Below are 23368 nucleotides of genomic sequence, written 5' to 3'. Positions count from 1 at the left end.
CCCCCACACTTTTCCCGCTCAACTTTCCTCCGTTTGCACTGTGCGATCACAGAAATAAAGAAACATAATTTCAGAAACAAAAATCTCAATAGCCTCAGGCACCCGCCAACCGTTAAAAACGTACTCACCCTTTTCATATGGACATTGAAACAATGAGTACAGAAATCCTTTCGGTCAAGGAAAAGATTGGATACGGATTAGGCGACGCCGCCAGTCATATCATTTTCGATAACGTCATGCTCTACATGATGTTTTTCTATACCGATATTTTCGGCATTCCTGCGGGTTATGTCGGTACGATGTTCCTGCTGGCCCGCGCACTGGACGCGATCTCAGACCCCTGCATGGGATTACTGGCAGACCGCACCCGAACGCGCTGGGGGAAATTCCGCCCTTATGTGCTGTTCGGCGCGATTCCTTTCGGCATCGTCTGCGTATTCACTTACACCACGCCAGAGCTGAGCATGACCGGCAAAATGATTTACGCCGCTATCACTTATACCCTGCTGACGCTGATGTATACCGTGGTCAACATTCCTTACTGCGCCCTCGGCGGTGTGATTACCTCTAACCCGACGCAACGTATTTCACTGCAATCGTACCGCTTCGTGCTGGCCACTGCTGGCGGCATGTTAAGTACCGTGCTGATGATGCCGCTGGTTAAACTGATCGGCGGAGAAAATCAGGCGCTCGGTTATCAGGGCGGGATTGCGGTGCTGGCGATTGTCGCGGCCGTGATGCTGGCGATTTGTTTTGCCACCACCAAAGAACGTATCGATCCGGGCAAACCGACCGGCACCATGCGTGAAGATTTACGTGACATCTGGCACAACGACCAGTGGCGTATTGTCGGCCTGCTGACCATCCTCAATATCATTGCGGTCGCGGTTCGCGGCGGCGCCATGATGTATTACGTGACGTACATTCTCGGCAATCCGGTGCTGTTCGCCTGGTTCCTTGGCGTCTATTCCGTCGGTAACCTGTTAGGCAGTGCGCTGGCAAAACCGCTGACTGACTGGAAATGTAAGGTCAGTGTTTTCTGGTGGACCAACGCCATTCTGGCGGTTCTGAGCATCGGCATGTTCTTCCTGCCGGTGAACGGCAGCGTGCTGATGTTTATCTTCATCTTCGTTATCGGCGTTCTGCATCAGTTGGTCACGCCAATTCAGTGGGTGATGATGTCCGACACCGTAGATTACGGCGAATGGAACGACGGCAAACGCCTGACCGGTATCAGCTTCGCCGGTACTCTGTTTGTTCTGAAACTCGGTCTGGCCCTGGCCGGCGCGATGATCGGCTGGATGCTGGCCGGTGCCGGTTATCAGTCCGGTGCCGCCACCCAAAATGCAGCCACCATGACCAGCATTATCGCGCTGTTCACCCTGGTTCCGGCAGTTTGCTACCTGTTGAGCGCCATCATCTGTAAACGCTATTACATTCTTCGCACCCCGCTGCTGCGCCGCATTCTTGATGAAGTCGCACAAGGCATCCGCCGCAATCAGCAAGAATTTATGAAATAAATTGGATGAAGTTTAAAAGGAAGAGACATTATGAAGATCAGTGATGGTAACTGGTTGATCCAGGAAGGATTGTCACTCACGCACCCGCTTCAGGTGTTTGAAGTACAACGCTCCGGTAATGAGATGGTGATTTTTGCTGCGCCGAAAGATGCCTCGGAACGCGCCAGCCAACTGGACTCGCCACTGTTTACGCTGCGTTTCTTCTCGCCGCAGACCGGCGTGATGGGTGTACGTATTACCCATTTTGATGGCGAAATGGATAAAGGCCCGCATTATCCGTTAATGCAAACTGACACCCCCGAACTGCGCTTTGAAGACAACGATGAATTCGCCGCGCTGCACAGCGGTGATCTGAGTGTTCGCGTCACCAAAGGTAACAACTGGACGCTGGACTTCCTGCGCCATGGCCGCCGGATCACCGGCAGTGTCGCGAAATCTAACGGCTATGTTCAGGACACAAACTCGCATAAAACCTACATGATGGAACGCCTGGATCTGGGCGTTGGCGAAACGGTTTACGGCTTGGGTGAGCGTTTCACCGCGCTGGTCAAAAATGGTCAGACTGTCGAAACCTGGAACCGCGATGGCGGCACCAGCACTGAGCAGTCTTACAAAAACATTCCGTTCTACCTGACGAACCGCGGCTACGGCGTGCTGGTGAATCATCCGGAATGTGTGTCTTTTGAAGTCGGCTCAGAAAAAGTCTCCAAAGTGCAGTTCAGCGTGGAAGGCGAATATCTCGAGTATTTCGTTATCGATGGCCCGACGCCGAAAAAAGTGCTCGACCGTTATACCCGTCTTACCGGCCGCCCTGCACTGCCACCCGCCTGGTCGTTTGGCCTGTGGCTGACCACCTCGTTTACCACCAACTATGATGAAGCGACCGTCAACAGCTTTATTGACGGCATGGCGGAACGTGAATTGCCACTGCATGTTTTCCACTTCGACTGCTTTTGGATGAAGGCTTTCCAGTGGTGTGATTTTGAATGGGATCCGCAAACTTTCCCTGATCCGCAGGGTATGTTGCAGCGCCTGAAAGCGCGCGGTCTGAAAATTTGTGTGTGGATCAACCCGTACATCGGCCAGAAATCGCCGCTTTTCCGTGAAGGTAAAGAAAAAGGTTATCTGCTCAAACGCCCTGACGGCCGTGTCTGGCAGTGGGATAAATGGCAGGCTGGCATGGGCATCGTGGATTTCACTCATCCGCAGGCCGCTGAATGGTACGCGGGCCATCTGAAACGTCTGGTGGATATGGGCGTCGATTGCTTCAAAACCGACTTCGGCGAACGTATCCCGACCGACGTCGTCTGGCACGACGGCAGTGACCCGCAAAAAATGCATAATCATTACGCGTTTGTGTACAACAAACTGGTATATGAAACGTTGCAGGATAAACTCGGCGCAGACGAAGCCGTGCTGTTCGCCCGTTCCGCCTCGGTAGGTGCGCAGCAATTCCCGGTTCACTGGGGCGGTGACTGCTACGCCACTTACGAGTCGATGGCTGAAAGCCTGCGTGGCGGGTTATCCATCGGATTATCCGGCTTTGGTTTCTGGAGCCACGACATTGGCGGTTTCGAAAATACTGCACCGGCGCACATCTACAAACGCTGGTGCGCATTCGGCCTGCTCTCAAGCCACAGCCGCCTGCATGGCAGCAAATCCTATCGGGTGCCGTGGGTGTATGACGATGAAGCCTGCGATGTGGTGCGCCAGTTCACGCAGCTAAAATGCCGCCTGATGCCGTATCTCTACCCCGCTTCAGCCCAGGCTGCCAGCCACGGAACACCGGTGATGCGCGCCATGATGCTGGAGTTCCCTGACGATCCGGCATGCGATTATCTTGATCGCCAATATATGCTTGGTGATGATCTGCTGGTCGCCCCCGTTTTCAGCGAAGAAGGCGATGTCAATTTCTATCTGCCAGAAGGCCGCTGGACGCACCTTCTGAGCAACGACGTGGCCGAAGGTTCGCGCTGGCATCGTCAGCAGCATGGCTTCGACAGCCTGCCGTTGTATGTTCGTCCGAATACCTTGCTGGCGCTTGGCAGTAATAATCAGAAGCCGGATTATGATTACAGCCAGCAGCCTGAATTCCATCTGTTCGAGCTGGAAGACGGCGCGGTGGCAGAAAGCGTGATCACCGATCTGAGCGGGAGAACCGTCTTCACCCTGAAAGCCGAACGGCGGGATGGCGTAATTACAGTAACCCGGGAAGGCCAGGCATCAGGCTGGACACTGTGCCTGCGCAATCAGAAATCGGTCAGGGAAGTGAGCGGTGCTGCGCAGAAAGAAGAGGCGCTGGGGATATTGCTGACCCCGGCTGCCGGTGCAGGTCCGGTAGTGATAACACTGTAATTTATTCTCTGGTATCAATGTATTCATGCCCCGTTCGTCACTGAACGGGGCATTTTTTTATGCGGCTTTCAGACATCCTGATACACGCTATCGCCATGAATGCTGCGGTACTCTTTAGGGGTCATTTCATAGCCTTTTTTGAATACCGAATAGAAATATTGCAGCGACGGATATCCGCACATCTGCGAGATCTCATTGATGGAAATCGAGGTAGCGGCCAGCAGGTTGCGGGCGCGGTCGAGTTTTTCTTCGTGGATCACGCCGTGAATCGTCTGTCCGGTTTCATCCTTAAACCGTTTCTCAAGATTAGAACGCGACATGCCGATGGCATCGAGAACCTGTTCAACCTTAATCCCTTTGCAGGCATGGTAACGGATGTAATGCATCGCCTGAATGACGGCCGGATCACGCAGTGATCGGAAATCCGTTGAGCGGCGTTCTACCACTTTTACCGGCGGCACCAGAATACGCTGTAACGGTAAATCACGCTGATCCAGCAACTGATGCAGAAGTTTCGCGGCGCGATAGCCCATCTGGCGCGTGCCCTGTACGACGGATGACAAGGCAACACGCGACAGGTAGCGCGTCAGTTCCTCATTATCGATACCAATGACGCTAAGCTTTTCTGGTACAGGAATATTCAGATGCTCGCACACCTGTAACAGATGACGTGCGCGGGCGTCGGTAACCGCAATAATGCCAGTTTGCTGCGGCAGTGTCTGGATCCAGTCCGCCAGCCGGTTCTGAGCGTGTTGCCAGTTTTCCGGTGCGGTCTCCATCCCCTGATAGACCACACCCTGATACTGTTCAGCAGACACCAGTTTTCTGAACGCGTGCTCGCGTTCCTGCGCCCAGCGCTTTCCCCCGGCATCAGGCAAACCGTAAAACGCGAAGCGGTTAATCCCCTTCTCTTTCAGGTGCATAAAGGCCGCTTCAACCAGTGCGTAGTTGTCTGTAGCGATATAATGCACCGGCGGATAATCTTCTTCCTGATGATAAGACCCGCCCACCCCGACAATCGGCACATTGAGACCTTCAAGCAACGTTTCAATTTCACGGTCATCAAAATCGGCGATCACACCATCACCAAGCCAGTCTTTAATGTTGTCTATGCGACAGCGGAAATCCTCCTCAATGAAGATATCCCAGTCGCTTTGTGAGGCCTGAAGGTATTCACCCACGCCTTCGACGACCTGACGGTCATAGACTTTGTTGGCGTTAAATAACAACGTGATCCGATAACGTTTTTCAAACATGCCTGTCTCTCACCGGTTTTCTCATAGACTAAAGCCTCATTCATTTGTACTCATGAATGAGGCTGATTGGGTTGGTCAATAGCACAACGCCATGGCTTACGTAGATTTAGCTACGTGAATTTGTGAGGTTGCTCAGACTTTCCTAAGTGACCGCCCGTCATCACTGCCATCTCTGCTGACTTTATGCACGTCGTTTGGTCGCCGAATCCATCCAGACCGCCAGCAGTAAAATCCCGCCTTTAACGATGTACTGCCAGAACGTTGGTACATCCAGCATGCTCATGCCGTTATCCAGCGAGGCCATAATGAAAGCCCCCATAACCGCACCGGCCACGCTGCCGACGCCACCCGCCAGGCTCGTTCCGCCAATAACGCAGGCTGCAATGGCATCCAGTTCCGCGATATTCCCCGCCGAAGGCGAACCTGCCCCCAACCGCGAACTGAGGATCAGACCGGCAATCGCTACCATCAGACCGTTTATCGCAAACACCGCCAGCTTGCTGCGCTCGACATTAACACCGGATAACCGCGCCGCTTCAATGTTGCCGCCAATAGCGTAAATACGACGGCCAAATGCGGTGCGGGAGGCCATAAACATGCCGCCCAACATCAGCGCCACCAGAATCAACACCGGCGTCGGCACGCCGCGATAATCGTTGAGCAGGTAAATAGCGCCCAGCGCGATAACCGCAGTGAGTGCCTGACGGGTCACATCACTTTTTGCCGCGGTCAGCGGCAAACCCAGCACCGCCCGCTGTTTGCGTCTGCGCCACTGCCAGCCAATAAACAGGGCCAGCGCAATCGCACCAATACCAAAACCGAAAGAATCCGGCAGATAACTCTGACCTATTAACGACATTGCAGGTGTCGTCGGTGACACCGTGGTGCCGCTGGTGATACCAATCAGGATGCCGCGAAACGCCAGCATTCCGGCCAGTGTGACAATGAATGACGGGACTTTACGATATGCTACCCACCAGCCATTCCATGCGCCCAACAGCAGCCCTAATGCCAGAGTCACCACAATGGTGAGCGGCAAAGGCCAGCCGAGCCAGACATCGAAAATCGCCGCCGCACCACCCAATAATCCCATCATGGAACCGACGGACAAGTCGATCTCCGCTGAGATGATCACAAAGACCATGCCTACAGCCAGAATGCCGGTGATGGCGGTCTGACGCAGCAGGTTAGACACGTTACGTGCGCTGATATACGCGCCGTCAGTGGTGACGCTAAAGAAGACAATAATCACCGCAATGGCCGCCAGCATGACGAACACCTGCAGGTTAATACTCTTCAGTTTCTGCATCGAAAATAACGCGTCGGCCCCACCCTGAGTTGCAGGCGCAGACGGGGTTCCTGGTTGGGGAAATTTAGACATAAGATTCACTCCTCAATGCGGCTTCCATGACCTGTTCCTGACTTAAATTATTGTTATCCAGACAGGCTTTGACCTGTCCGAGATGCATGACTACCACGCGGTCGCTGAGTCCCAGCACTTCGGGTAACTCTGATGAGATGACGATAATTGCCATGCCCTGCGCCGCCAGCTGGCCGATCAGTTTGTAGATTTCATGTTTTGCCCCGACGTCGATCCCGCGCGTCGGTTCATCAAGAATGAGGATTTTAGGTTTTAGCAGCAGGCACCGTGCCAGAATGGCTTTTTGCTGATTGCCACCGCTGAGTCGCCCGATTGCCAGTTCGGGAGAAGAGGTTTTGATTTTGAGTTGTTTCACTGACTCACTGATGCTGTGCTGTTCTTCGGCTTCGCGCAGAACACCGCCAGCGCTGAACTGGCTTAACGCCGCCAGTGTAATGTTGCTGCCAACGGCCATAACCGGCACGATGCCGTCACGTTTACGGTCTTCAGGCACCATCGCCAGCCCGCGCCGCATGGCATCGCGGCAACCGGTGATCTGCACTTTCTCGCCTTGCAGCCAGATATCGCCAGACCAGCGTCCCGGATAAACACCAAATAAACACTCCATCATTTCGGTTCTTCCGGCCCCCACCAGTCCGGCGACACCCAGCACCTCGCCCTCACGCAACGTAAAACCGGCGTTATCCACCCGTTTGATATGCCGGTTAACCGGATGCCAGGCAGTAAGATTTTCCACCCTTAATATTTCCTTACCGATCTGGCGTTCACGCGGCGGAAAGAGTTCCGTCAGTTCACGCCCCACCATCATGGCGATAATTTCTTTCTCCGACGTTCCGGCGGCATTGCAGGTGGCGATATGACGACCATCGCGGATCACGCACAGTTTGTCCGATATGGCTTTGACTTCATTGAGTTTGTGGGAAATATAAATACAGGCGATGTCGTGATGGCGCAGGTCACGAATGATATCGAGCAAAATCGCGGTTTCACTTTCGGTCAATGATGCCGTCGGTTCGTCCAGCACCAGCAAACGGACCTGCTTGTTCAGCGCTTTGGCAATTTCAACCAGTTGCCGCTGCCCGAGCCCCAGTTCCCCGACCAGCGTATGCGGATCAATATTGAGTTTGACCTGCGCCAGCATGCGCTGACAACGCAGATACATTTTGTCGGTATCCAGCAGCCCATAACTGCCCCATTCATTACCCAGAAACATGTTTTCCAGCACACTCAGTTGCTTAACCAGCGCAAGTTCCTGATGAATAATGGCGATCCCTTTTTGCTCGGTATCACGGATACCTTTCGCAGTAAGACGTTCTCCTGAAAAATAAATTTCACCTTCAAACGTTCCTTGCGGATAAATACCGCACAACACTTTCATTAACGTGGATTTACCCGATCCATTTTCGCCACACAGCGATAGCACTTCACCCGCAGATAACGTCAGACTAATATTATCAACGGCTTTTACTGCACCAAACCGCTTGGTGATATTGCGCATATCCAGCAACGGTAATTTTTCATATTGTTCTGGCACTTTCACCTCCAGCAGAAACAACACTTCCGGGGGGAAGTGTTGTTTCTATAGAAAATATTGAAAAATTAAAGGTCTGATTTTTTGTGGAATCCGTCGGCCACCACGGTGCTTTCAATATTATTTTTATCCACCGGAATCGGTGTTAATAAATAAGACGGCACGTCTTTTTTGCCATTATTTAATGTGGCATTGGATTTCGGGGTTTCCCCTTTGCCTAACTGCACCGCGATTTCGGCAGCGTCATTGGCCAGTTTGGTAATCGGTTTATAAACGGTCATCGTTTGAGTACCGGCTTCGATACGTTTGATCGCCGCGAGATCGGCATCCTGACCCGAGATCGCTACTTTCCCTGCCAGCCCTTGTGCTGACAGAGCCTGTACTGCACCACCGGCCGTCGCATCGTTAGACGCCACCACGGCATCAATTTTGTTGTTGTTGGCCGTCAGGGCATTTTCCATAATTTTCAGGGCGTTTTCCGGCAACCAGCCATCGGCCCACTGATCTCCCACAACTTTAATCTTCCCGTCTTTGATAAGCGGGTTCAGCACTTTCATTTGTCCTGCGCGGAACAGCTTGGCGTTGTTATCCACCGGCGAGCCGCCCATCAGGAAATAATTCCCCTGCGGCACACGTTCAACCAGGCTTTGTGCCTGCAGCTCCCCGACCTTTTCATTGTCGAAAGAGATATAAAAATCAATGTCCGCGTTGTTAATCATGCGGTCATAGGCCAGCACCTTGATGCCTTCCTGCTTCGCTTCGGCGATCACGTTGCTGAGCACTTCGCCGTTATACGGAATGATGACCAGCACATCGACGCCACGGTTGATCATATTTTCAATCTGCGCCATTTGTGTTTCTTCATTGCCGTTTGCGGATTGCACAAAAACATCCGCACCCAGCGTTTTGGCTTTAGCCACAAAAATATCACGGTCTTTTTGCCAGCGCTCTAAACGTAAGTCATCAATAGCCATACCAATTTTAATTTCTTTCGCTAACCCTGACTGGCTAAAAAGCACTAATGCGGCACAGGCAGAAAGAATTACTTTATTCATTTTCATCATGTCAGACCTTTTATAAGAATAAGTAGAGGCAGATACAGAGAAGTGCGTACAGCAATGACACAAGGATTGTTGTCGCTGGGTAATTAATCGGCAATTGCAGATTTTAATCACTGCATTACGATTTTTTGTTTATTTTAGGAATTATGATGGGGATCATAGTTTGATTGTAATATGCACAAGCCAGATACTTTTATTATCGAGATATCGTGGAAGACGGATAAAAACGACAAGAAAAAAGGTTATTTATGCGATCTGCCGCACACTTAATAATTCTATTAAATTGAGTGTGAAATAACGTAATTGTGGGATGTCACGTCAACTCCGAAGATAGAGCCTCAGCCTCCCAGTCCCGCTGGGCCCGTTTTCAAGGAGTTATCAATGCACGCATATTTCGACAAGCTCGACGCAGTTCGCTACGAAGGTGCTAACAGCACTAATCCGCTGGCATTCCGTCATTACAACCCTGAAGAAGTGATCCTCGGCAAAACGATGGCTGAGCATCTGCGTTTCGCGGCTTGTTACTGGCACACCTTCTGCTGGAATGGTAATGACATGTTCGGTGTGGGCGCCTTTGACCGCCCGTGGCAACATCCCGGTGACGCGCTGGAGCTGGCTAAAAGTAAAGCGGATGTCGCTTTCGAATTCTTCCAGAAGCTGAACGTGCCTTACTATTGCTTCCATGACGTCGACGTATCGCCGGAAGGGACATCAATTAAAGAATACGTCAATAATTTTGCCATCATGACTGATGTACTGGCGCAAAAGCAGGAAGCCAGCGGTGTAAAATTGTTGTGGGGTACAGCTAACTGCTTCACCAATCCACGTTACGGCGCAGGCGCGGCGACCAATCCTAATCCAGAAATTTATACCTGGGCCGCAACGCAGGTTGTGCACGCCATGAATGCCACCAAACAACTGGGGGGCGAAAATTACGTGCTGTGGGGCGGCCGTGAAGGCTACGAAACCCTGCTCAATACTGATCTTCGTCAGGAACGCGAACAACTGGGTCGCTTCATGCAGATGGTCGTTGAGCACAAACACAAAATTGGCTTCCAGGGCACCCTGCTGATCGAACCTAAACCGCAGGAACCGACCAAGCATCAATATGATTATGATGTTGCTTCCGTCTATGGCTTCCTGAAACAGTTTGGCCTGGAAAAAGAGATCAAAGTGAATATCGAGGCCAACCACGCCACACTGGCGGGTCACTCATTCCACCATGAAATTGCTAACGCAATTGCTCTGGGTATCTTCGGTTCCGTCGATGCAAACCGTGGCGACCCGCAGTGTGGCTGGGACACCGATCAGTTCCCGAACAGCGTGGAAGAAAATGCGTTGGTGATGTATGAAATCATCAAAGCGGGCGGTTTCACCACCGGAGGCCTGAACTTTGACTCAAAAGTTCGTCGCCAGAGCACCGATAAATATGACCTGTTCTACGGCCATATCGGTGGAATGGACACCATGGCGCTGGCGCTGAAAGTGGCAGCCCGTATGATTGAAAGCCGTGAACTGGATAAGCATGTTGCCCAACGTTACGCTGGCTGGAACACAGAATTGGGCCAGCAGATCCTGCAAGGCAAAATGTCACTGGAATCCCTGAGCAACTATGCGCAACACAACGCGCTGTCCCCTCAGCACCAGAGCGGTCAGCAGGAGCGTCTGGAGAATCTGGTTAACCGCTATCTGTTTGGTTAACCGGCTAAAATAAGTTGACGCCCTGCCCGCTGCGCGCGGAATTGCAGGGCGTTAATCGTTACAGATTCGGGTTAACAGATAAGGGAAAACTATGTATCTCGGAATAGATCTTGGCACCTCTGGCGTGAAAGCCATTTTACTCAGCGAAGAAGGTCGGGTGGTCGCCAGCCACAGTGAGGCGTTAACCCTTTCCCGCCCGCATCCGTTGTGGTCTGAGCAAAATCCTGCCGACTGGTGGGATGCAACAGACCGTGCGGTTTGCGTACTGTCACAACAACACTCTCTGCAGGGCGTAAAAGCGATTGGCCTGACGGGTCAGATGCATGGCGCCACCGTGCTGGATGCACAGCAGCAGGTATTACGTCCGGCCATTTTGTGGAACGATGGTCGGAGCTTCAGCCAGTGTCAGCAACTGGAAACGGACGTCCCGAATTCCCGCCAGATCACCGGCAACCTGATGATGCCTGGTTTTACTGCACCGAAGTTGCTCTGGCTACGCGAAAACGAACCGGATGTGTTTGCCAAAACAGACAAGGTTCTGCTGCCCAAAGATTATCTGCGCTGGCTGATGACCGGCGTGTTCGCCAGCGATATGTCTGATGCCGCTGGCACCCTGTGGCTGGATGTCGCTAAGCGCGACTGGAATGACGAATTACTGCATGCCACCGGCCTGACACGCCAGCAGATGCCCGCGCTTTTCGAAGGTAATCAGATTACCGGACACCTGTTGCCGGAACTCGCCTCACGCTGGAACATGGATTCCGTGCCGGTGATTGCCGGTGGCGGTGATAATGCCGCCGGGGCCGTCGGTGTCGGGTTGTATAAAACCGGACAAGCGATGCTATCCCTGGGTACGTCCGGCGTGTATTTCGCGGTAAGCGACGGTTTTCTGAGTAATCCGCAACAGGCGGTACACAGCTTCTGCCATGCCCTGCCTGACACCTGGCATCTGATGTCCGTCATGCTCAGCGCCGCCTCTTGTCTGGACTGGGCTGCAAAACTGACCGGCACCGCATCGGTTGGCGAACTGATCAGTCTGGCAGAAAAGACCCCGCCTGCAGATTCACCGGTCTGGTTCCTGCCGTATCTCTCTGGCGAACGCACCCCGCATAATAATCCGAATGCCAAAGGTGTGTTGTTCGGCCTGACCCATCAGCATGGCCCGGCTGATATCGCCCGCGCCGTACTTGAAGGTGTGGGGTTTGCTCTGGCAGACGGAATGGACGTGCTGCACGCAACCGGTCTGAAACCGCACAGCATCACGCTGATTGGCGGCGGCGCCCGTAGCCCTTACTGGCGGCAAATGCTGGCCGACATCAGCGGTAAAACGCTGGAATACCGCACCGGCGGCGATGTCGGCCCGGCGCTCGGTGCTGCACGTTTAGCACAAATCGCCATGAATCCGGGGCAACCGCTGGAGCGGTTTCTGCCGGAACTGCCACTTGAGCAAGTACATCAGCCGGACGCAGAACGGCATACTGCGTATGCGGAGCGGCGTGAAGTGTTCAGGGAGTTATATGTGAGGCTTGAGGGGTTGATGTAATACAAGACTGCTCCCTCCCCTGCGAAGGGGAGGGTTGGGGTGGGGTATTAAAGAAAAATCAGACAGTTAAAGTCAGCTTTGACTAAGTGTTAGCCCCTAAAACCCCCTCCCAGCCTCCCCCTTCGCAGGGGGAGGAGCCAAAACTAATAATGCTCCGCTATGGTCCTCACTAAAGGTGGAGCAAACCCGTTTTTACCTTACGGATATACCCCTTTAAACACCGTCTTCTTCCTCGGCTCCGACATAATCCCCTCCAGCGCCTCGACGCATTTCAAATAGTGCGGTGTTTTCTTGTGTGCCAGCACAGCGTCGTTATCCTGATAGGCTTCGTAGATAAAGAAGCGCGTCGGTACCGCCTCGTCCTGCAACACATCAAATCTGAGATTTCCCGGTTCCTTCACCGCGCCCAAATGGTTAGCGTGAAATACCGCCAGGAACTCATCCACCTTTTCCGGCTGAACATTAATTTCGACCAGTGTCACTTCCATGATTCACCCCTTTTCACTCAGGAACAGTTCATAAGCATGCGCCACGCTGGCGTTTTCATGCACCACCGCTTTCACCGCTTTCAGCATGGCAACCGGCGATTCGGACTGGAAGATGTTGCGCCCCATGTCCACACCGGATGCGCCCTGATCGATGGCTTTGAAGCACATTTCCAGCGCCTCGCGTTCCGGCAATTTTTTGCCGCCGGCAATCACTATCGGCACCGGACATCCCGCCGCGACGCGTTCGAAACCTTCATCGACATAGTAGGTTTTGATAATGTTCGCGCCCATTTCAGCGGCAATGCGGGTTGCCAGCGAGAAGTAACGCTGATCCCGCGCCATGTCTTTGCCGACGCCTGTCACCGCCATGGTCGGCATGCCGTAACGCATCCCCTGATCGACCAGTTGAATAATGTTTTTGATCGACTGATGTTCGTATTCACTGCCGATATACACCTGCGCTGCCATCGCGGCGACATTCAGGCGCAGCGCATCTTCAATCGCCACCGCCACCGTTTCGTTAGAGAGTTCAGTCAGGATCGAGTTACCACCGGAAGCCCGCATCACCACCGGTTTGTTCACCGCCGCAGGCACCACGCTGCGCAGCACGCCACGGGTACACATCAGCACGTCGGTATGCGAAAACAAAGGCGCAATGTTGATGTCGATGCGTTCAAGGCCGGTCGTCGGCCCCTGAAAATAACCGTGGTCAAACGCCAGCATCACCGTCCGGCCCGACTGCGGATTGAAAATCCGCGCCAGCCGCGACTGCATTCCCCAGTCAAGCTGACCGCTGCCCTTGAGGAAGAACGCGTGATTATCCTGCGGCGTGCCGATGCCGAAATTTTTGCCGTCTCTGATATCGTCCAGATCTGCCATTTTCTTTTCTCCTTACTGATCAGAAGTCGTATTTGCCGATGTTGTCTTTGGTGAAGACCACGCGTTCCGGCAGTAAAACGATGCCGTTACCTTTGGCCTCATACTGGTAGCCCTGCACGCTGTTCGGCACCACTTCCACCGTTCCGACGTCCGGCACATCCAGTTTGTCACCCACGTTAAGCGCGCCTTTTTTCAATAACTGATCGGCGACATAAACCGAAATTTTGCCCTGGCTGACCACGTCCCACAGACCGAACTGTTTCACCGTGCCGCGTTCGACATACGGGCGCATGACGTTTGGCGTACTGAAACCGACGATGGTCACGTTGGTACGTTTGAGGTTTTCCGCCGCCTGAGCCGCTGCCGGTAATGCGTTGGCATCAGGCGCAATAATCGCATCCAGATCGCCATAAGATTTCAGGATCCCTTCGGCGGTTTGCAGGGATTTAGTGGCATCGTTATAACCGTATTGCGTGGTCACGATTTCCCAGCCCGGATGCTCTTTGGCGATTTTGGCTTTCGCCTCTTTCACCCACTGATTCTGGTCGGTCACTGTCGGGCTGGAATAGAAGAACGCCACTTTCGCTTTCACTTTTTTCACCTGGCTGGAGGTCATCTCCACCAGCATCGAACCCAGTTGTTGTGGTGTGCCCTGATTGATGTAAATCGAGCGGCATTCCGGTTTGGTATCGGAATCCCAGGTCAGCACTTTCACGCCGCGTTGCATCGCGCGTTTAAGCGCCGGACACAGGCCGTCGGGTGATACCGCCGCCACCACAATCGCGTTGTATCCCTGATTGACGAAGTTGTTGATCATCTGCACCTGACCGGAAACGCTCGGCTCGGTCGGACCGTCGTAGGTCACGTCCGCGCCCAGCGCTTTACCGGCGGCCATTGCGCCGTTGCCGCCGCTGGTGAAATAACCGACGCCCACCAGTTTTGGGATAAAGGCGATACGTTCAGCCGCCTGTGCGCTCAGACACGCGAGGCTCACGGCACTGGCAATTAACAAGATTTTCATTGTGTTGGCTTTCATCATTAACCCCGGCTTATTGAGAAGACGTCAAGGAAGGAGAAGGCGCAGACCCGCGCCGGCGATAGCGCTGGAAAACACTGCGGATAAGACCACGGTTGAGGCTGGCAGAGCGGCCAATCACCACCAGGATCAGCAGCGCGCCGGACAGCGCACTGGAAACCTGACTGGAGACGCCAACCATCTGCAAACCCTGCTGGAGATACCCGATCAGCAGTGTCGCCAGCGCTGTGCCGAGAATGGAACCTGAACCGCCGTAGATATTGGCACCGCCCAGCACGACCGCGGTGATAGCGGGCATCAGCAGCGCATTACCGAGATCAGAACGCGCCGAGCCGAAATACGAAGTCATCAGAATGGCAGCCACGGCCGACGCCAGCCCGGTCATGCCGTAGAGCGCAAACACCGTGCGGCTGACCGGCAATGCGCCATAACGCGCCACTCGGGCATTCTGACCGATGAGGAAGACGTTGCGACCAGTGCGACTGCGGTGCATCAGCAGCCAGAAAAACAGTGTCGCCAGCAGGAAGATCACCAGCGGCATGGGCAGGCCCAGCACAATCTGATTGGCAAAGTTGGTGAACGCATCGGGGAAATTACCGATACCCTCAAAACCCGTCGCGCCCGCCAGCCCGGAAAGCAGTAAGGCGCTGCCGCCGAACAGGTAGAGCGTCCCCAGCGTGATGACCAGCGGATTCACGCCGGTATAAAGAATCAGCGCCGCATTGAGCAAACCACAGGTCGCGCCCAGTGCCAGCGTAAGCATAATGGCCAGTGCCAGCGGCACACCGGCCTGACACAGTACACCGAGCGCGATGGCGCACAGTCCGATGGTGGAACCAAAGGAAATGTCGATACCGCCGCTGACAATCACCAGTGTCAGTGGCAACGCCACAATCCCGATGGTGATGAAATCACTGGTGCTGAACAGCAGCGTACTGGCGTCCAGCATGCGCGGATTGGCGAAACCGAACAGTAAGATTTCGATGACCAGCAACGCCAGCAGCGCGATTTCCCAGCCATATTGTTGGAGTTTGTTCATCACACTACCCCGCTCTTTTTGCCGGTACTTAGCCGGCGGCTTGTATTTTTCGGTTGCTGAGATTTGCGTTCAGCGGGTTTCTTCTGAGGCGGCGGCGTGGCCGCCAGAAAGCGTGAATACTTCTGCCGCCGCAAGTTTTTCTCCAGCGCCTGCCGCAATCTGCCGTCAAATACCAGCACCGCCAGCAGCACCAGCCCGGCGATAAAATCGTTCCACCACGCCGGAAGGCGTAACAGCACCAGCACGCTGTCGATTTGGGTCAGGAAATACGCGCCGAGCACCGCGCCAAGTATTGACCCCGTACCGCCGAGCAGGCTGATGCCGCCCAGCACGCAGGCGGCGATGGCTTTCATCTCCAGCCCGCTGCCGGTCTGATTCGGCACGAAGCCGATTTGTGAGGCGAAGACAATTCCGGCAATGGCGGCCATCATGCCGTTAATGCCAAATGCCAGAATACGTACGCGGTTGACGGCCACGCCAAGTTGTCTGGCGCCCTGTAAGTTGTCGCCGACAGCGTAGAAACTGCGGCCAAACGCCGTGCGACCCAGCATCCAGAACATCGCAGCCAGCAAGACAATCACCAGCCAGCCGAGCGGGGAGACATTGAGGAAAACCGGTTCTGACAGAGATTTCAGCCCGGCCGGTAAGCCTTCAATCCATTTGCCGCCAGTCATCAGCAGCATCAGCCCGCGGTATAAACCCAGCGTACCGAGCGTGGCGACAATCGCCGGAATACGCAGCCAGGCGACCAGCACACCGTTAAATATTCCGGCCAGTAAACCGGTGCCGAGAGTCAGCAGACAGGCCAGCGGCAGGTTCACGCCGCCGTTGAGCAAAACCCCCAGCGTCACGGCGCACAGGCCGGTAACGGAACCGACCGACACGTCGATGTTGCGGGTCAGCATCACCACGGTGGCACCCATCGCCAGCAGCATCAGGATCTGCGCGCTGCCAAAAATCATGCTCAGTGTCTGAAAGCTGAACGACTGCCGGTCCATCGCACCGAGCAAGGCAAACAGCGCAATAATCGCCATCAGCGCGGTCAGTTCACGATTGTTTTGTATCCGCTTTAGCATGAGGTTCCTCCGGTGGCGCGGGTTTTGGCATGATTACCAAACGCGATATGCATAATGTTGCTGACGTTGATGTCGCTGCCCTGCAATTCGCCGCTCATTTCCCCCTGATGCATAACGAATACCCGATCCGCCAGTCCTTCAATTTCATCCAGATCAGATGAAATCAGGATCACCGCCACGTTCTGTTGCACCACTTCGCGCAGCAACTGGTAAATGTCAGCGCGCGCGGACACATCCACGCCGCGCGTAGGTTCATCGACAATCAGCACCGCGGGCTGTGCCTCAAGACATTTGGCGATCAACAGTTTTTGCTGATTACCGCCGGAAAGCGTACGGGCAGTTTGTGACCCGTCGCGGTATTGAATGCCGAGCGCACGGTGATAGCGTTCGAGCACCGCCGCTTCACGTTTGATGTTCAGCCACCAGCCCTGACGGTTGAAGGTGAGTGAGGTGGTGTTCCAGCTCAGCGGCGCGTCGAGATACAGGCCGGATGCCTGCCGGTCTTCCGGCAAATACACCAGCCCTTTTTTCAGCCGCTGTAAGGTCGTCAGGCCGCTGATGTCTTGTTGCTGCAAAAGCACCTGACCACGTCGGGCGTCACGCAGGCCATACAGGGTTTCTGCCAGTTCGGTGCGCCCTGCCCCCACCACGCCTGCCAGCCCGACGATTTCCCCGGCGCGGGCGCTGAATGAAATATTAATAAAGCCTTCACCGGTCAGGTTTTGTACCTGCAAGACCGGTTCGCCGCCTGCCGGGTTACGCCGTGTGCCGGGTAAATCCAGCCACAACTTTTGCTCTGCCGGCAGCGCGGTGTCCTGGGAATGCGGGGTGATAGCGCGGATCAGCGCATCGTTATCCAGTTCGGCGAGCCTGCCGCTGAGCGCAATTTTGCCATCACGCATCACACTGACCCGGTCGGCAATCGCACGTATTTCCGGCAGTTTGTGCGAGATGAATACCACCCCGACGCCCTGCCCGGTGAGATGACGGACTTGTGTAAACAGGCGGGCGGATTCCGCCGGTGTCAGCGAGGCGGTTGGTTCGTCAAGTATCAACAGCCGCGCATCGCGCATCAGCCCGCGCAGGATTTCCACCAGTTGCTGATCGGCCACTTCCAGGGTTCCGGCCAGGGCACCCAGCGGTAAATTGCACCCCAGATCAGCCAGCGTTTGCTGCAATTTTTTTTCGCCGGCCTGATGTGCAGGCAGGCGGAACAGGATGTTTTCGCGCACGGTCAGGCTGGGAAACAGCATCGGCTCCTGCGGTACCAGATAAATCCCCGCCTGATGCGCTTTTGCTGGTGACAGCGCCAGTAAAGGCTCGCCGCCGAGCAGTAACGTGCCACTGTCGGCTATTTCGACACCGGCAATGATTTTCATCAGTGTCGATTTACCCGCTCCATTGCCGCCAAGCAGCGCGTGGACTTCTCCGCCTTGCAGGCTGAAATCGATGTCTTTCAGCACCGCCACGCCGGAAAAGCTTTTACTGACACCGCTGACCTGCAACAGCAGATTCGTGGTTTGCAGGTCTGCTGATAACTGTTTGCTGCTCTGCATACACCGGCCTCTGGCTTGATACATTAATTGAACAAATGTATTTATCATTTAACATTGTTCATAAAACTAGACCGAGGTGGCAGGGAAAACTTTTGTGCTGATCACAGTTTGTTCAACTCATATACTCTGCGTTATGATTCAGGCAGTAATCATTTGAAATTTGCAAAACACATCACAGTTAACAACATTTTGTTAACGAACAATTGATCTACATTTTGATAAGTGTTCACTATGAATGAGAAGACAACGCTTTCCGATTTGACTAACCATCCGGAATTCAGCATGGGCGAAGAGGAACTGCTGGCGCGCACCGCGTGGTTCTATTACCACGACGGCCTGACCCAGAATGAAATTGGTGAACGGCTTGGTTTGACGCGGCTGAAAGTGTCACGCCTGCTGGAAAAAGGCCGGCAGTCAGGAGTGATCCGCGTACAAATTAACTCGCGTTTTGAGGGTTGTTTGACGCTGGAAAATACCCTGCTCGAACGCTTTGGTTTACAGCAGATCCGCGTGCTGCCACAGCTGGCCGACGGCTCGCTGAGCACACGGCTGGGGGTCGGCGCAGCACACATGCTGATGACATTGCTCAGGCCGGAACAACTGCTGGCTGTGGGTTTTGGCGAAACGGCGATGAGTACGTTGCAACATCTGAGCGGATTCATCTCCTCACAACAAATCCGCATGGTCACGCTTTCCGGCGGCGTCGGGCCCTATATGACCGGGATTGGTCAGCTTGATGCAGCCTGCGGAGTGAGCATTATTCCGGCTCCGCTGCGGGCATCATCAGCCAGCGTAGCGGCTATTTTCCGTCAGGAACGTAATGTACACGATGTCATGCTGGCCGCCTGCGCGGCAGATATTGCGGTCGTCGGCATTGGCTCGCTGAACCAGAAACAGGACGCGACTATTTTGCGCTCCGGTTATATCAGCGAAGGTGAGCAGTTGCTGTTTGGCCGCAAAGGCGCGGTCGGCGACATTCTCGGTTTCTTTATGCAGCGCAACGGCGAGCTGGCAGAAAACATGGCAATCCACGATGAGCTGATTGCCGTCGCGCCGGACGAACTGGCCAGCATTCCGACCGTGTTAGGCGTCGCAGGTGGGGTCGAGAAAGCTGAAGCCATCGTCGCGGCGCTGAAAGGCAGACGAATTAATGCACTGGTAACTGAAGAGAGCACAGCAAGAGCCATGCTGGCGCTGCTCGACTGACCCGCAGGGTGTAAGGGGCGTGGCGGTCAGGTATACGGTGCCCGATAAACTGGCACGAGAGAACATTGCGATGACCTCTACCCTGAACTCTGACCACGACCGCAACTATCTGATGGCGCTGGATGCTGGTACCGGCAGTATCCGCGCGGTGATTTTCAATTTCGAAGGCAAGCAGATAGCCGCCGGACAGGCCGAATGGATCCATCTGGCGGTGCCGGATGTGCCCGGTTCAATGGAATTTGATCTGCAAAAAAACTGGCAACTGGCCTGTCAGTGTATTCGTCAGGCATTGCAGGAAGCACATCTCCCCGCTTCTGCGATCCGCGCAGTGGCGGCCTGTTCCATGCGCGAAGGGATCGTGCTGTACGACAAATCCGGCGAACCTGTCTGGGCCTGCGCCAACGTCGATGCCCGCGCCAGCCGTGAAGTTTCCGAGTTAAAAGAGATCCACGATTTCGAATTTGAACGCGAAGTCTATGAATGCTCCGGTCAGACACTGGCCCTCAGCGCCATGCCGCGCCTGTTATGGCTGGCCCATCACCGCCCCGATATTTACCGTCAGGCTGCCACTATTACCATGATCAGCGACTGGCTGGCCTACATGCTCAGCGGCGAACTGGCGGTGGATCCGTCCAACGCCGGTACCACCGGCATGCTGGATTTAACCACCCGCAACTGGCGACCTGAGTTGCTGGATATGGCAGGGCTGCGCGCCGATATGCTTTCTCCGGTGGCTGAAACGGGTACACGCCTCGGTTATGTCACGGCCAGCGCGGCCGATGCCTGTGGACTGAAAGCCGGAACGCCGGTCGGCATGGGTGGCGGCGACGCGCAACTTGGCACGCTCGGCCTGGGTCTGGTGCGTCCCGGCCAGACCGCCGTCCTTGGCGGCACATTCTGGCAGCAAATCGTCAACCTGCCGGAAGCGGTCACCGACCCCGAAATGAATATCCGCGTCAATCCGCACGTCATCCCCGGTATGGCACAGGCCGAATCCATCAGTTTCTTTACCGGACTGACCATGCGCTGGTTCCGTGACGCATTCTGTACCGAAGAGAAAACCATGGCGCAGCGTCTTGGCGTGGATGCTTACAGCTTGCTGGAAGACATGGCCGCCCGCGTGCCTGTGGGGGCCTGGGGCGTCACGCCGGTATTCTCGGATGCGATGCATTTCAAGAACTGGTATCACGCCGCCCCGTCGTTCATCAATCTGTCCATCGACCCGGAAAAATGCAACAAACCGGTGCTGTTCCGCGCGTTAGAAGAAAACGCCGCCATCGTATCGGCGTGTAATCTGGATATGATCGCCCGATTTTCCGGTGTACGCGCCAGGTCGCTGGTGTTCTCCGGCGGCGGTTCGAAGGGCAAATTATGGTGTCAGATTTTAAGTGATGTGACGGGTGTTCCGGTCAATGTGCCGGTGGTCAAAGAAGCCACCGCGCTGGGCTGTGCGATTGCAGCGGGTGTCGCGGCAGGCGTGTATTCGTCACTTGCAGACACCGGTGAAGCGCTGGTGCGCTGGGAACGGGAATATCAGCCGGATGTGGCGAACCACGCAAAATATCTGGTGCAGAAAGCCAACTGGCAGGAAGTGTATGCGGATCAACTGGGGCTGGTGGACCGGCAACTGACAACATCGATGTGGAAAGCGCCAGGACTGTGAGGATAATTCCGGACTGCTTCCTCCCCTGCGAAGGGGAGGAGTAATCCAAATCTGGCGTTATTTGATACTCGCCATCGGCGGATCCATCGCCACTTTGCCTTTCACTGCTTTGTTCTTCACTCTTCTCGACCACATTGCGGTCAGGATCGGCACCAGAATTGAGGTGACGATAACCGAGGTAGCAACCAGCGCGGTTGCAGCCGGGGCAATCGGTTTGAACTGCGGCACCATTTCAGCAATCAGGACCGGCGTTGCCACCGCGGCCCCCGCTGAACTGGAGGCAGCGAGACCGGCGGTACCATCGCCGCCTCCGATGAATTTGTCGGCGAGGATCAGCGGAATACCGGTGATGACGATAACCGACATCCCCAGCAACACGCCTAACAGACCGGTTTGTGCGATGACGTTCAGGTTGATGGTGTTACCGAGTGCGAAGGCGAAGAACGGGATCAGGGTTTGTACCGCTTTGCTGAAGAATTCGCGCAGTTCCGGGTCGAGATTGCCCAGGCTGAAACCGACCAGGAACGGCAACACAGCGCCAACGAAGACGTGCGGTTCAAAAGACGCGATGCCTGCCGTGCCGAGGATCACCATGGTCATCAGCGGGCCGGATTCCAGAGACATCAGCACAAATGCGCCCGCTTCTTCTTTCGTGCCGTATTGCTGCATTACCGAGGCATACAGGCCGCCGTTGGTCATGTCCATTGCAGCCACCAGTGCCAGCACGGAAAGTCCGGCGAAGAAGCCGAATTCCACACCATTTTCCGGCATGAACCGTGATGCTATCGCCGCCACAATCCACGCCACCGCGATTTTGGTGACCACCAACGTGCCGGATTTACGCAACACCGTGCCGGTCGCGCTGAGTTTGATGGAGGCTCCCATGCAGAAGAACCACACCGCCAGAATAGGTACGGTGCCGGTCATCAACCCGTTGGTGAAGGAACCAAAATATTTGCCCGAATCAGGCGCGAAGGTATGGCACAGCGCACCAATGAAGAGAGGCACCAACATCATCCCGCCGGGGATTTTTTCTATCGCTCGTTTAATGTGCATAATTTTCACCTGATTTAAAAGTCACGGACTACCTGATGCCGCTACGTTATCCATTTCTCAGGGTGATAAAAGTGATTCAACTCATAAATTGAAACGATGTTTCTATTTTTTAGATCGGTAGTTTTAATAATTTACTCCGTCAATATTTAATTTCGGAGAGAAATCACATTTTCGAATTATTTGTACGAAAATGCTTAACACACAAAAACAAAAAAGCCCGCAACAGTTGCCTGTGCGGGCCGGGTATCACGCAAAAACGTCAGCTCAGCGATAAAGTGCCGAACGCCTGACGCCAGTCAGTATCAAACTTTTCAATCGCCGCTTCGACGGCAGGTGTATTGAGTAACTGTTCGGCCACATCCACCGGTAAGGTGATTGACTGACATCCCGCCAGCAGGCAATCCATCGCCTGACGTGGGGTTCGGAAACTGGCGGCCAGCACCTTCGATTGCGGCGCGTGCAGGCTGAGCAAGGTCTGCAACTCTTTGACCATCGCGATGCCGTCACCGCCCTGTGCATCCAGACGGTTCACATAAGGCGCAACGTATTCCGCCCCCGCCAGTGCCGCCAGTAATCCCTGACCTGCGCCATACACCGCCGTGCCCAGCGTCGGGATATTCATGCCCTTCAGCTTTTTAATGGCCGCCAGACCTTCAGGGGTTACCGGCACTTTCACGACCAAACCGGACACCCGCTGCGTCAACAACAACGCTTCTGCAACCATTTGTTCGGCGTCGGCAGCAATCACCTGTGCGAACAATTTACCGTTACCCCCCAGCGCATCGCGCAAGGCAGGCAGCACTTCCCACAGCGATTTACCTTCTTTCGCCACGATGCTCGGATTGGTAGTAACCCCCTGCAACGGCAGGATGCGCGACAAACGTTTTACCGCAGTGACATCGGCAGTATCGAGATACAGCTCCATAACTTTCTCCCTGAAACTTGTGAGTGAATGCAAAGTTCAGAGAGTGTACGTCAGCAAGCAGAAGGTTTGTTGATCATCATCAAAATCACTTTCGAA

General features: G+C 54.5%; 18 protein-coding genes. 6 read left to right on the top strand and 12 right to left on the bottom strand.

The genetic code is table 11. The features are described from left to right. The first annotated feature begins 152 nt into the window (after positions 1–152). Complete coding sequence (locus AACU55_RS09120) at positions 153–1520, top strand: glycoside-pentoside-hexuronide family transporter (RefSeq protein ID WP_134706857.1); 1368 nt, start codon at positions 153–155, stop codon at positions 1518–1520. A 30-nt stretch (positions 1521–1550) separates the two neighbouring features. Continuing rightward, positions 1551–3875, top strand: coding sequence for an alpha-xylosidase (gene yicI, locus AACU55_RS09115; protein ID WP_134706856.1), 2325 nt, complete (start codon positions 1551–1553; stop codon positions 3873–3875). Between the two features lie 68 nt (positions 3876–3943). Here the strand turns inward: yicI and xylR are convergent, their stop codons facing one another. The 4 genes from xylR to xylF all read right to left on the bottom strand — a co-directional run bounded on the left by xylR (position 3944) and on the right by xylF (position 9104). Next, positions 3944–5131 (bottom strand): D-xylose utilization transcriptional activator XylR, encoded by a 1188-nt coding sequence (xylR, locus tag AACU55_RS09110; protein ID WP_013575882.1) that lies wholly within the window; start codon positions 5129–5131, stop codon positions 3944–3946. Positions 5132–5312: 181 nt separating this feature from the next. Next, positions 5313–6512, bottom strand: coding sequence for a xylose ABC transporter permease XylH (xylH, locus tag AACU55_RS09105; RefSeq protein WP_013575883.1), 1200 nt, complete (start codon positions 6510–6512; stop codon positions 5313–5315). Beyond that, on the bottom strand, positions 6505–8010 hold the full coding sequence (locus AACU55_RS09100) for a xylose ABC transporter ATP-binding protein (RefSeq protein WP_037034615.1): 1506 nt from the start codon (positions 8008–8010) through the stop codon (positions 6505–6507). Before AACU55_RS09100 ends, xylH begins: the two co-directional genes overlap by 8 nt. Before the next feature lie 101 nt (positions 8011–8111). After that, positions 8112–9104 (bottom strand): D-xylose ABC transporter substrate-binding protein, encoded by a 993-nt coding sequence (xylF, locus tag AACU55_RS09095; RefSeq protein ID WP_015690054.1) that lies wholly within the window; start codon positions 9102–9104, stop codon positions 8112–8114. A gap of 381 nt (positions 9105–9485) precedes the next feature. On the opposite strand from xylF, the gene xylA reads away from it, so the two are divergent. After that, complete coding sequence (gene xylA, locus AACU55_RS09090) at positions 9486–10805, top strand: xylose isomerase (RefSeq protein WP_126124951.1); 1320 nt, start codon at positions 9486–9488, stop codon at positions 10803–10805. A 91-nt stretch (positions 10806–10896) separates the two neighbouring features. Next, entirely contained in the window at positions 10897–12348 is a 1452-nt protein-coding gene (xylB, locus tag AACU55_RS09085) for a xylulokinase (RefSeq protein ID WP_112197500.1), read from the top strand. 197 nt (positions 12349–12545) lie between these two features. On the opposite strand, the gene lsrG is transcribed toward xylB, so the two are convergent. Genes lsrG through lsrA form a run of 6 tightly spaced genes read right to left on the bottom strand, consistent with a single transcriptional unit; the run spans position 12546 to position 18422 of the window. Then, entirely contained in the window at positions 12546–12836 is a 291-nt protein-coding gene (gene lsrG, locus AACU55_RS09080) for a (4S)-4-hydroxy-5-phosphonooxypentane-2,3-dione isomerase (RefSeq protein WP_037034453.1), read from the bottom strand. Positions 12837–12839: 3 nt separating this feature from the next. Further along, positions 12840–13715 (bottom strand): 3-hydroxy-5-phosphonooxypentane-2,4-dione thiolase, encoded by an 876-nt coding sequence (lsrF, locus tag AACU55_RS09075; RefSeq protein ID WP_013575889.1) that lies wholly within the window; start codon positions 13713–13715, stop codon positions 12840–12842. A gap of 19 nt (positions 13716–13734) precedes the next feature. Continuing rightward, entirely contained in the window at positions 13735–14751 is a 1017-nt protein-coding gene (lsrB, locus tag AACU55_RS09070; RefSeq protein WP_134706855.1) for an autoinducer 2 ABC transporter substrate-binding protein LsrB, read from the bottom strand. A 13-nt stretch (positions 14752–14764) separates the two neighbouring features. After that, positions 14765–15790: an autoinducer 2 ABC transporter permease LsrD gene (gene lsrD, locus AACU55_RS09065; RefSeq protein WP_134706854.1), complete on the bottom strand. Its 1026-nt coding sequence runs from the start codon at positions 15788–15790 to the stop codon at positions 14765–14767. Beyond that, the gene (lsrC, locus tag AACU55_RS09060) at positions 15790–16866 is read right to left on the bottom strand and encodes an autoinducer 2 ABC transporter permease LsrC (RefSeq protein WP_013575892.1); all 1077 of its coding nucleotides are present in this window, start codon (positions 16864–16866) and stop codon (positions 15790–15792) included. Before lsrC ends, lsrD begins: the two co-directional genes overlap by 1 nt. Next, positions 16860–18422 carry an autoinducer 2 ABC transporter ATP-binding protein LsrA gene (gene lsrA / locus AACU55_RS09055; protein ID WP_134706853.1) on the bottom strand — a complete coding sequence of 521 codons (1563 nt, stop codon included), beginning with the start codon at positions 18420–18422 and terminating at the stop codon, positions 16860–16862. Before lsrA ends, lsrC begins: the two co-directional genes overlap by 7 nt. A gap of 231 nt (positions 18423–18653) precedes the next feature. On the opposite strand from lsrA, the gene lsrR reads away from it, so the two are divergent. Next, on the top strand, positions 18654–19628 hold the full coding sequence (gene lsrR / locus AACU55_RS09050) for a transcriptional regulator LsrR (RefSeq protein ID WP_013575894.1): 975 nt from the start codon (positions 18654–18656) through the stop codon (positions 19626–19628). Between the two features lie 70 nt (positions 19629–19698). After that, complete coding sequence (lsrK, locus tag AACU55_RS09045; protein WP_167686171.1) at positions 19699–21291, top strand: autoinducer-2 kinase; 1593 nt, start codon at positions 19699–19701, stop codon at positions 21289–21291. Positions 21292–21348: 57 nt separating this feature from the next. Here the strand turns inward: lsrK and kdgT are convergent, their stop codons facing one another. Both kdgT and fsa read right to left on the bottom strand, forming a co-directional pair. Beyond that, positions 21349–22347, bottom strand: a complete 999-nt coding sequence (gene kdgT / locus AACU55_RS09040) for a 2-keto-3-deoxygluconate transporter (RefSeq protein ID WP_013575896.1) — start codon at positions 22345–22347, stop codon at positions 21349–21351. Positions 22348–22606: 259 nt separating this feature from the next. After that, positions 22607–23272 (bottom strand): fructose-6-phosphate aldolase, encoded by a 666-nt coding sequence (gene fsa, locus AACU55_RS09035; protein ID WP_134706852.1) that lies wholly within the window; start codon positions 23270–23272, stop codon positions 22607–22609. Positions 23273–23368 lie beyond the last annotated feature (96 nt).

The organism is Rahnella sp. CJA17(1/100), from assembly GCF_963881615.1.
In the GTDB taxonomy this organism is placed as follows: Bacteria; Pseudomonadota; Gammaproteobacteria; order Enterobacterales; family Enterobacteriaceae; genus Rahnella; species Rahnella aceris.
The sequence above is the reverse complement of the archived record's forward strand: the minus strand, read 5'-3'. Positions and strand labels throughout refer to the sequence as shown.

Bases quoted from the DNA above. Each gene is read 5' to 3' on its own strand.
- AACU55_RS09120 (WP_134706857.1), top strand. From the start codon at position 153: ATGAGTACAGAAATCCTTTCGGTCAAGGAAAAGATTGGATACGGATTA.
- yicI (WP_134706856.1), top strand. From the start codon at position 1,551: ATGAAGATCAGTGATGGTAACTGGTTGATCCAGGAAGGATTGTCACTC.
- xylR (WP_013575882.1), bottom strand. From the start codon at position 5,131: ATGTTTGAAAAACGTTATCGGATCACGTTGTTATTTAACGCCAACAAA.
- xylH (WP_013575883.1), bottom strand. From the start codon at position 6,512: ATGTCTAAATTTCCCCAACCAGGAACCCCGTCTGCGCCTGCAACTCAG.
- AACU55_RS09100 (WP_037034615.1), bottom strand. From the start codon at position 8,010: ATGCGCAATATCACCAAGCGGTTTGGTGCAGTAAAAGCCGTTGATAAT.
- xylF (WP_015690054.1), bottom strand. From the start codon at position 9,104: ATGAAAATGAATAAAGTAATTCTTTCTGCCTGTGCCGCATTAGTGCTT.
- xylA (WP_126124951.1), top strand. From the start codon at position 9,486: ATGCACGCATATTTCGACAAGCTCGACGCAGTTCGCTACGAAGGTGCT.
- xylB (WP_112197500.1), top strand. From the start codon at position 10,897: ATGTATCTCGGAATAGATCTTGGCACCTCTGGCGTGAAAGCCATTTTA.
- lsrG (WP_037034453.1), bottom strand. From the start codon at position 12,836: ATGGAAGTGACACTGGTCGAAATTAATGTTCAGCCGGAAAAGGTGGAT.
- lsrF (WP_013575889.1), bottom strand. From the start codon at position 13,715: ATGGCAGATCTGGACGATATCAGAGACGGCAAAAATTTCGGCATCGGC.
- lsrB (WP_134706855.1), bottom strand. From the start codon at position 14,751: ATGAAAGCCAACACAATGAAAATCTTGTTAATTGCCAGTGCCGTGAGC.
- lsrD (WP_134706854.1), bottom strand. From the start codon at position 15,790: ATGAACAAACTCCAACAATATGGCTGGGAAATCGCGCTGCTGGCGTTG.
- lsrC (WP_013575892.1), bottom strand. From the start codon at position 16,866: ATGCTAAAGCGGATACAAAACAATCGTGAACTGACCGCGCTGATGGCG.
- lsrA (WP_134706853.1), bottom strand. From the start codon at position 18,422: ATGCAGAGCAGCAAACAGTTATCAGCAGACCTGCAAACCACGAATCTG.
- lsrR (WP_013575894.1), top strand. From the start codon at position 18,654: ATGAATGAGAAGACAACGCTTTCCGATTTGACTAACCATCCGGAATTC.
- lsrK (WP_167686171.1), top strand. From the start codon at position 19,699: ATGACCTCTACCCTGAACTCTGACCACGACCGCAACTATCTGATGGCG.
- kdgT (WP_013575896.1), bottom strand. From the start codon at position 22,347: ATGCACATTAAACGAGCGATAGAAAAAATCCCCGGCGGGATGATGTTG.
- fsa (WP_134706852.1), bottom strand. From the start codon at position 23,272: ATGGAGCTGTATCTCGATACTGCCGATGTCACTGCGGTAAAACGTTTG.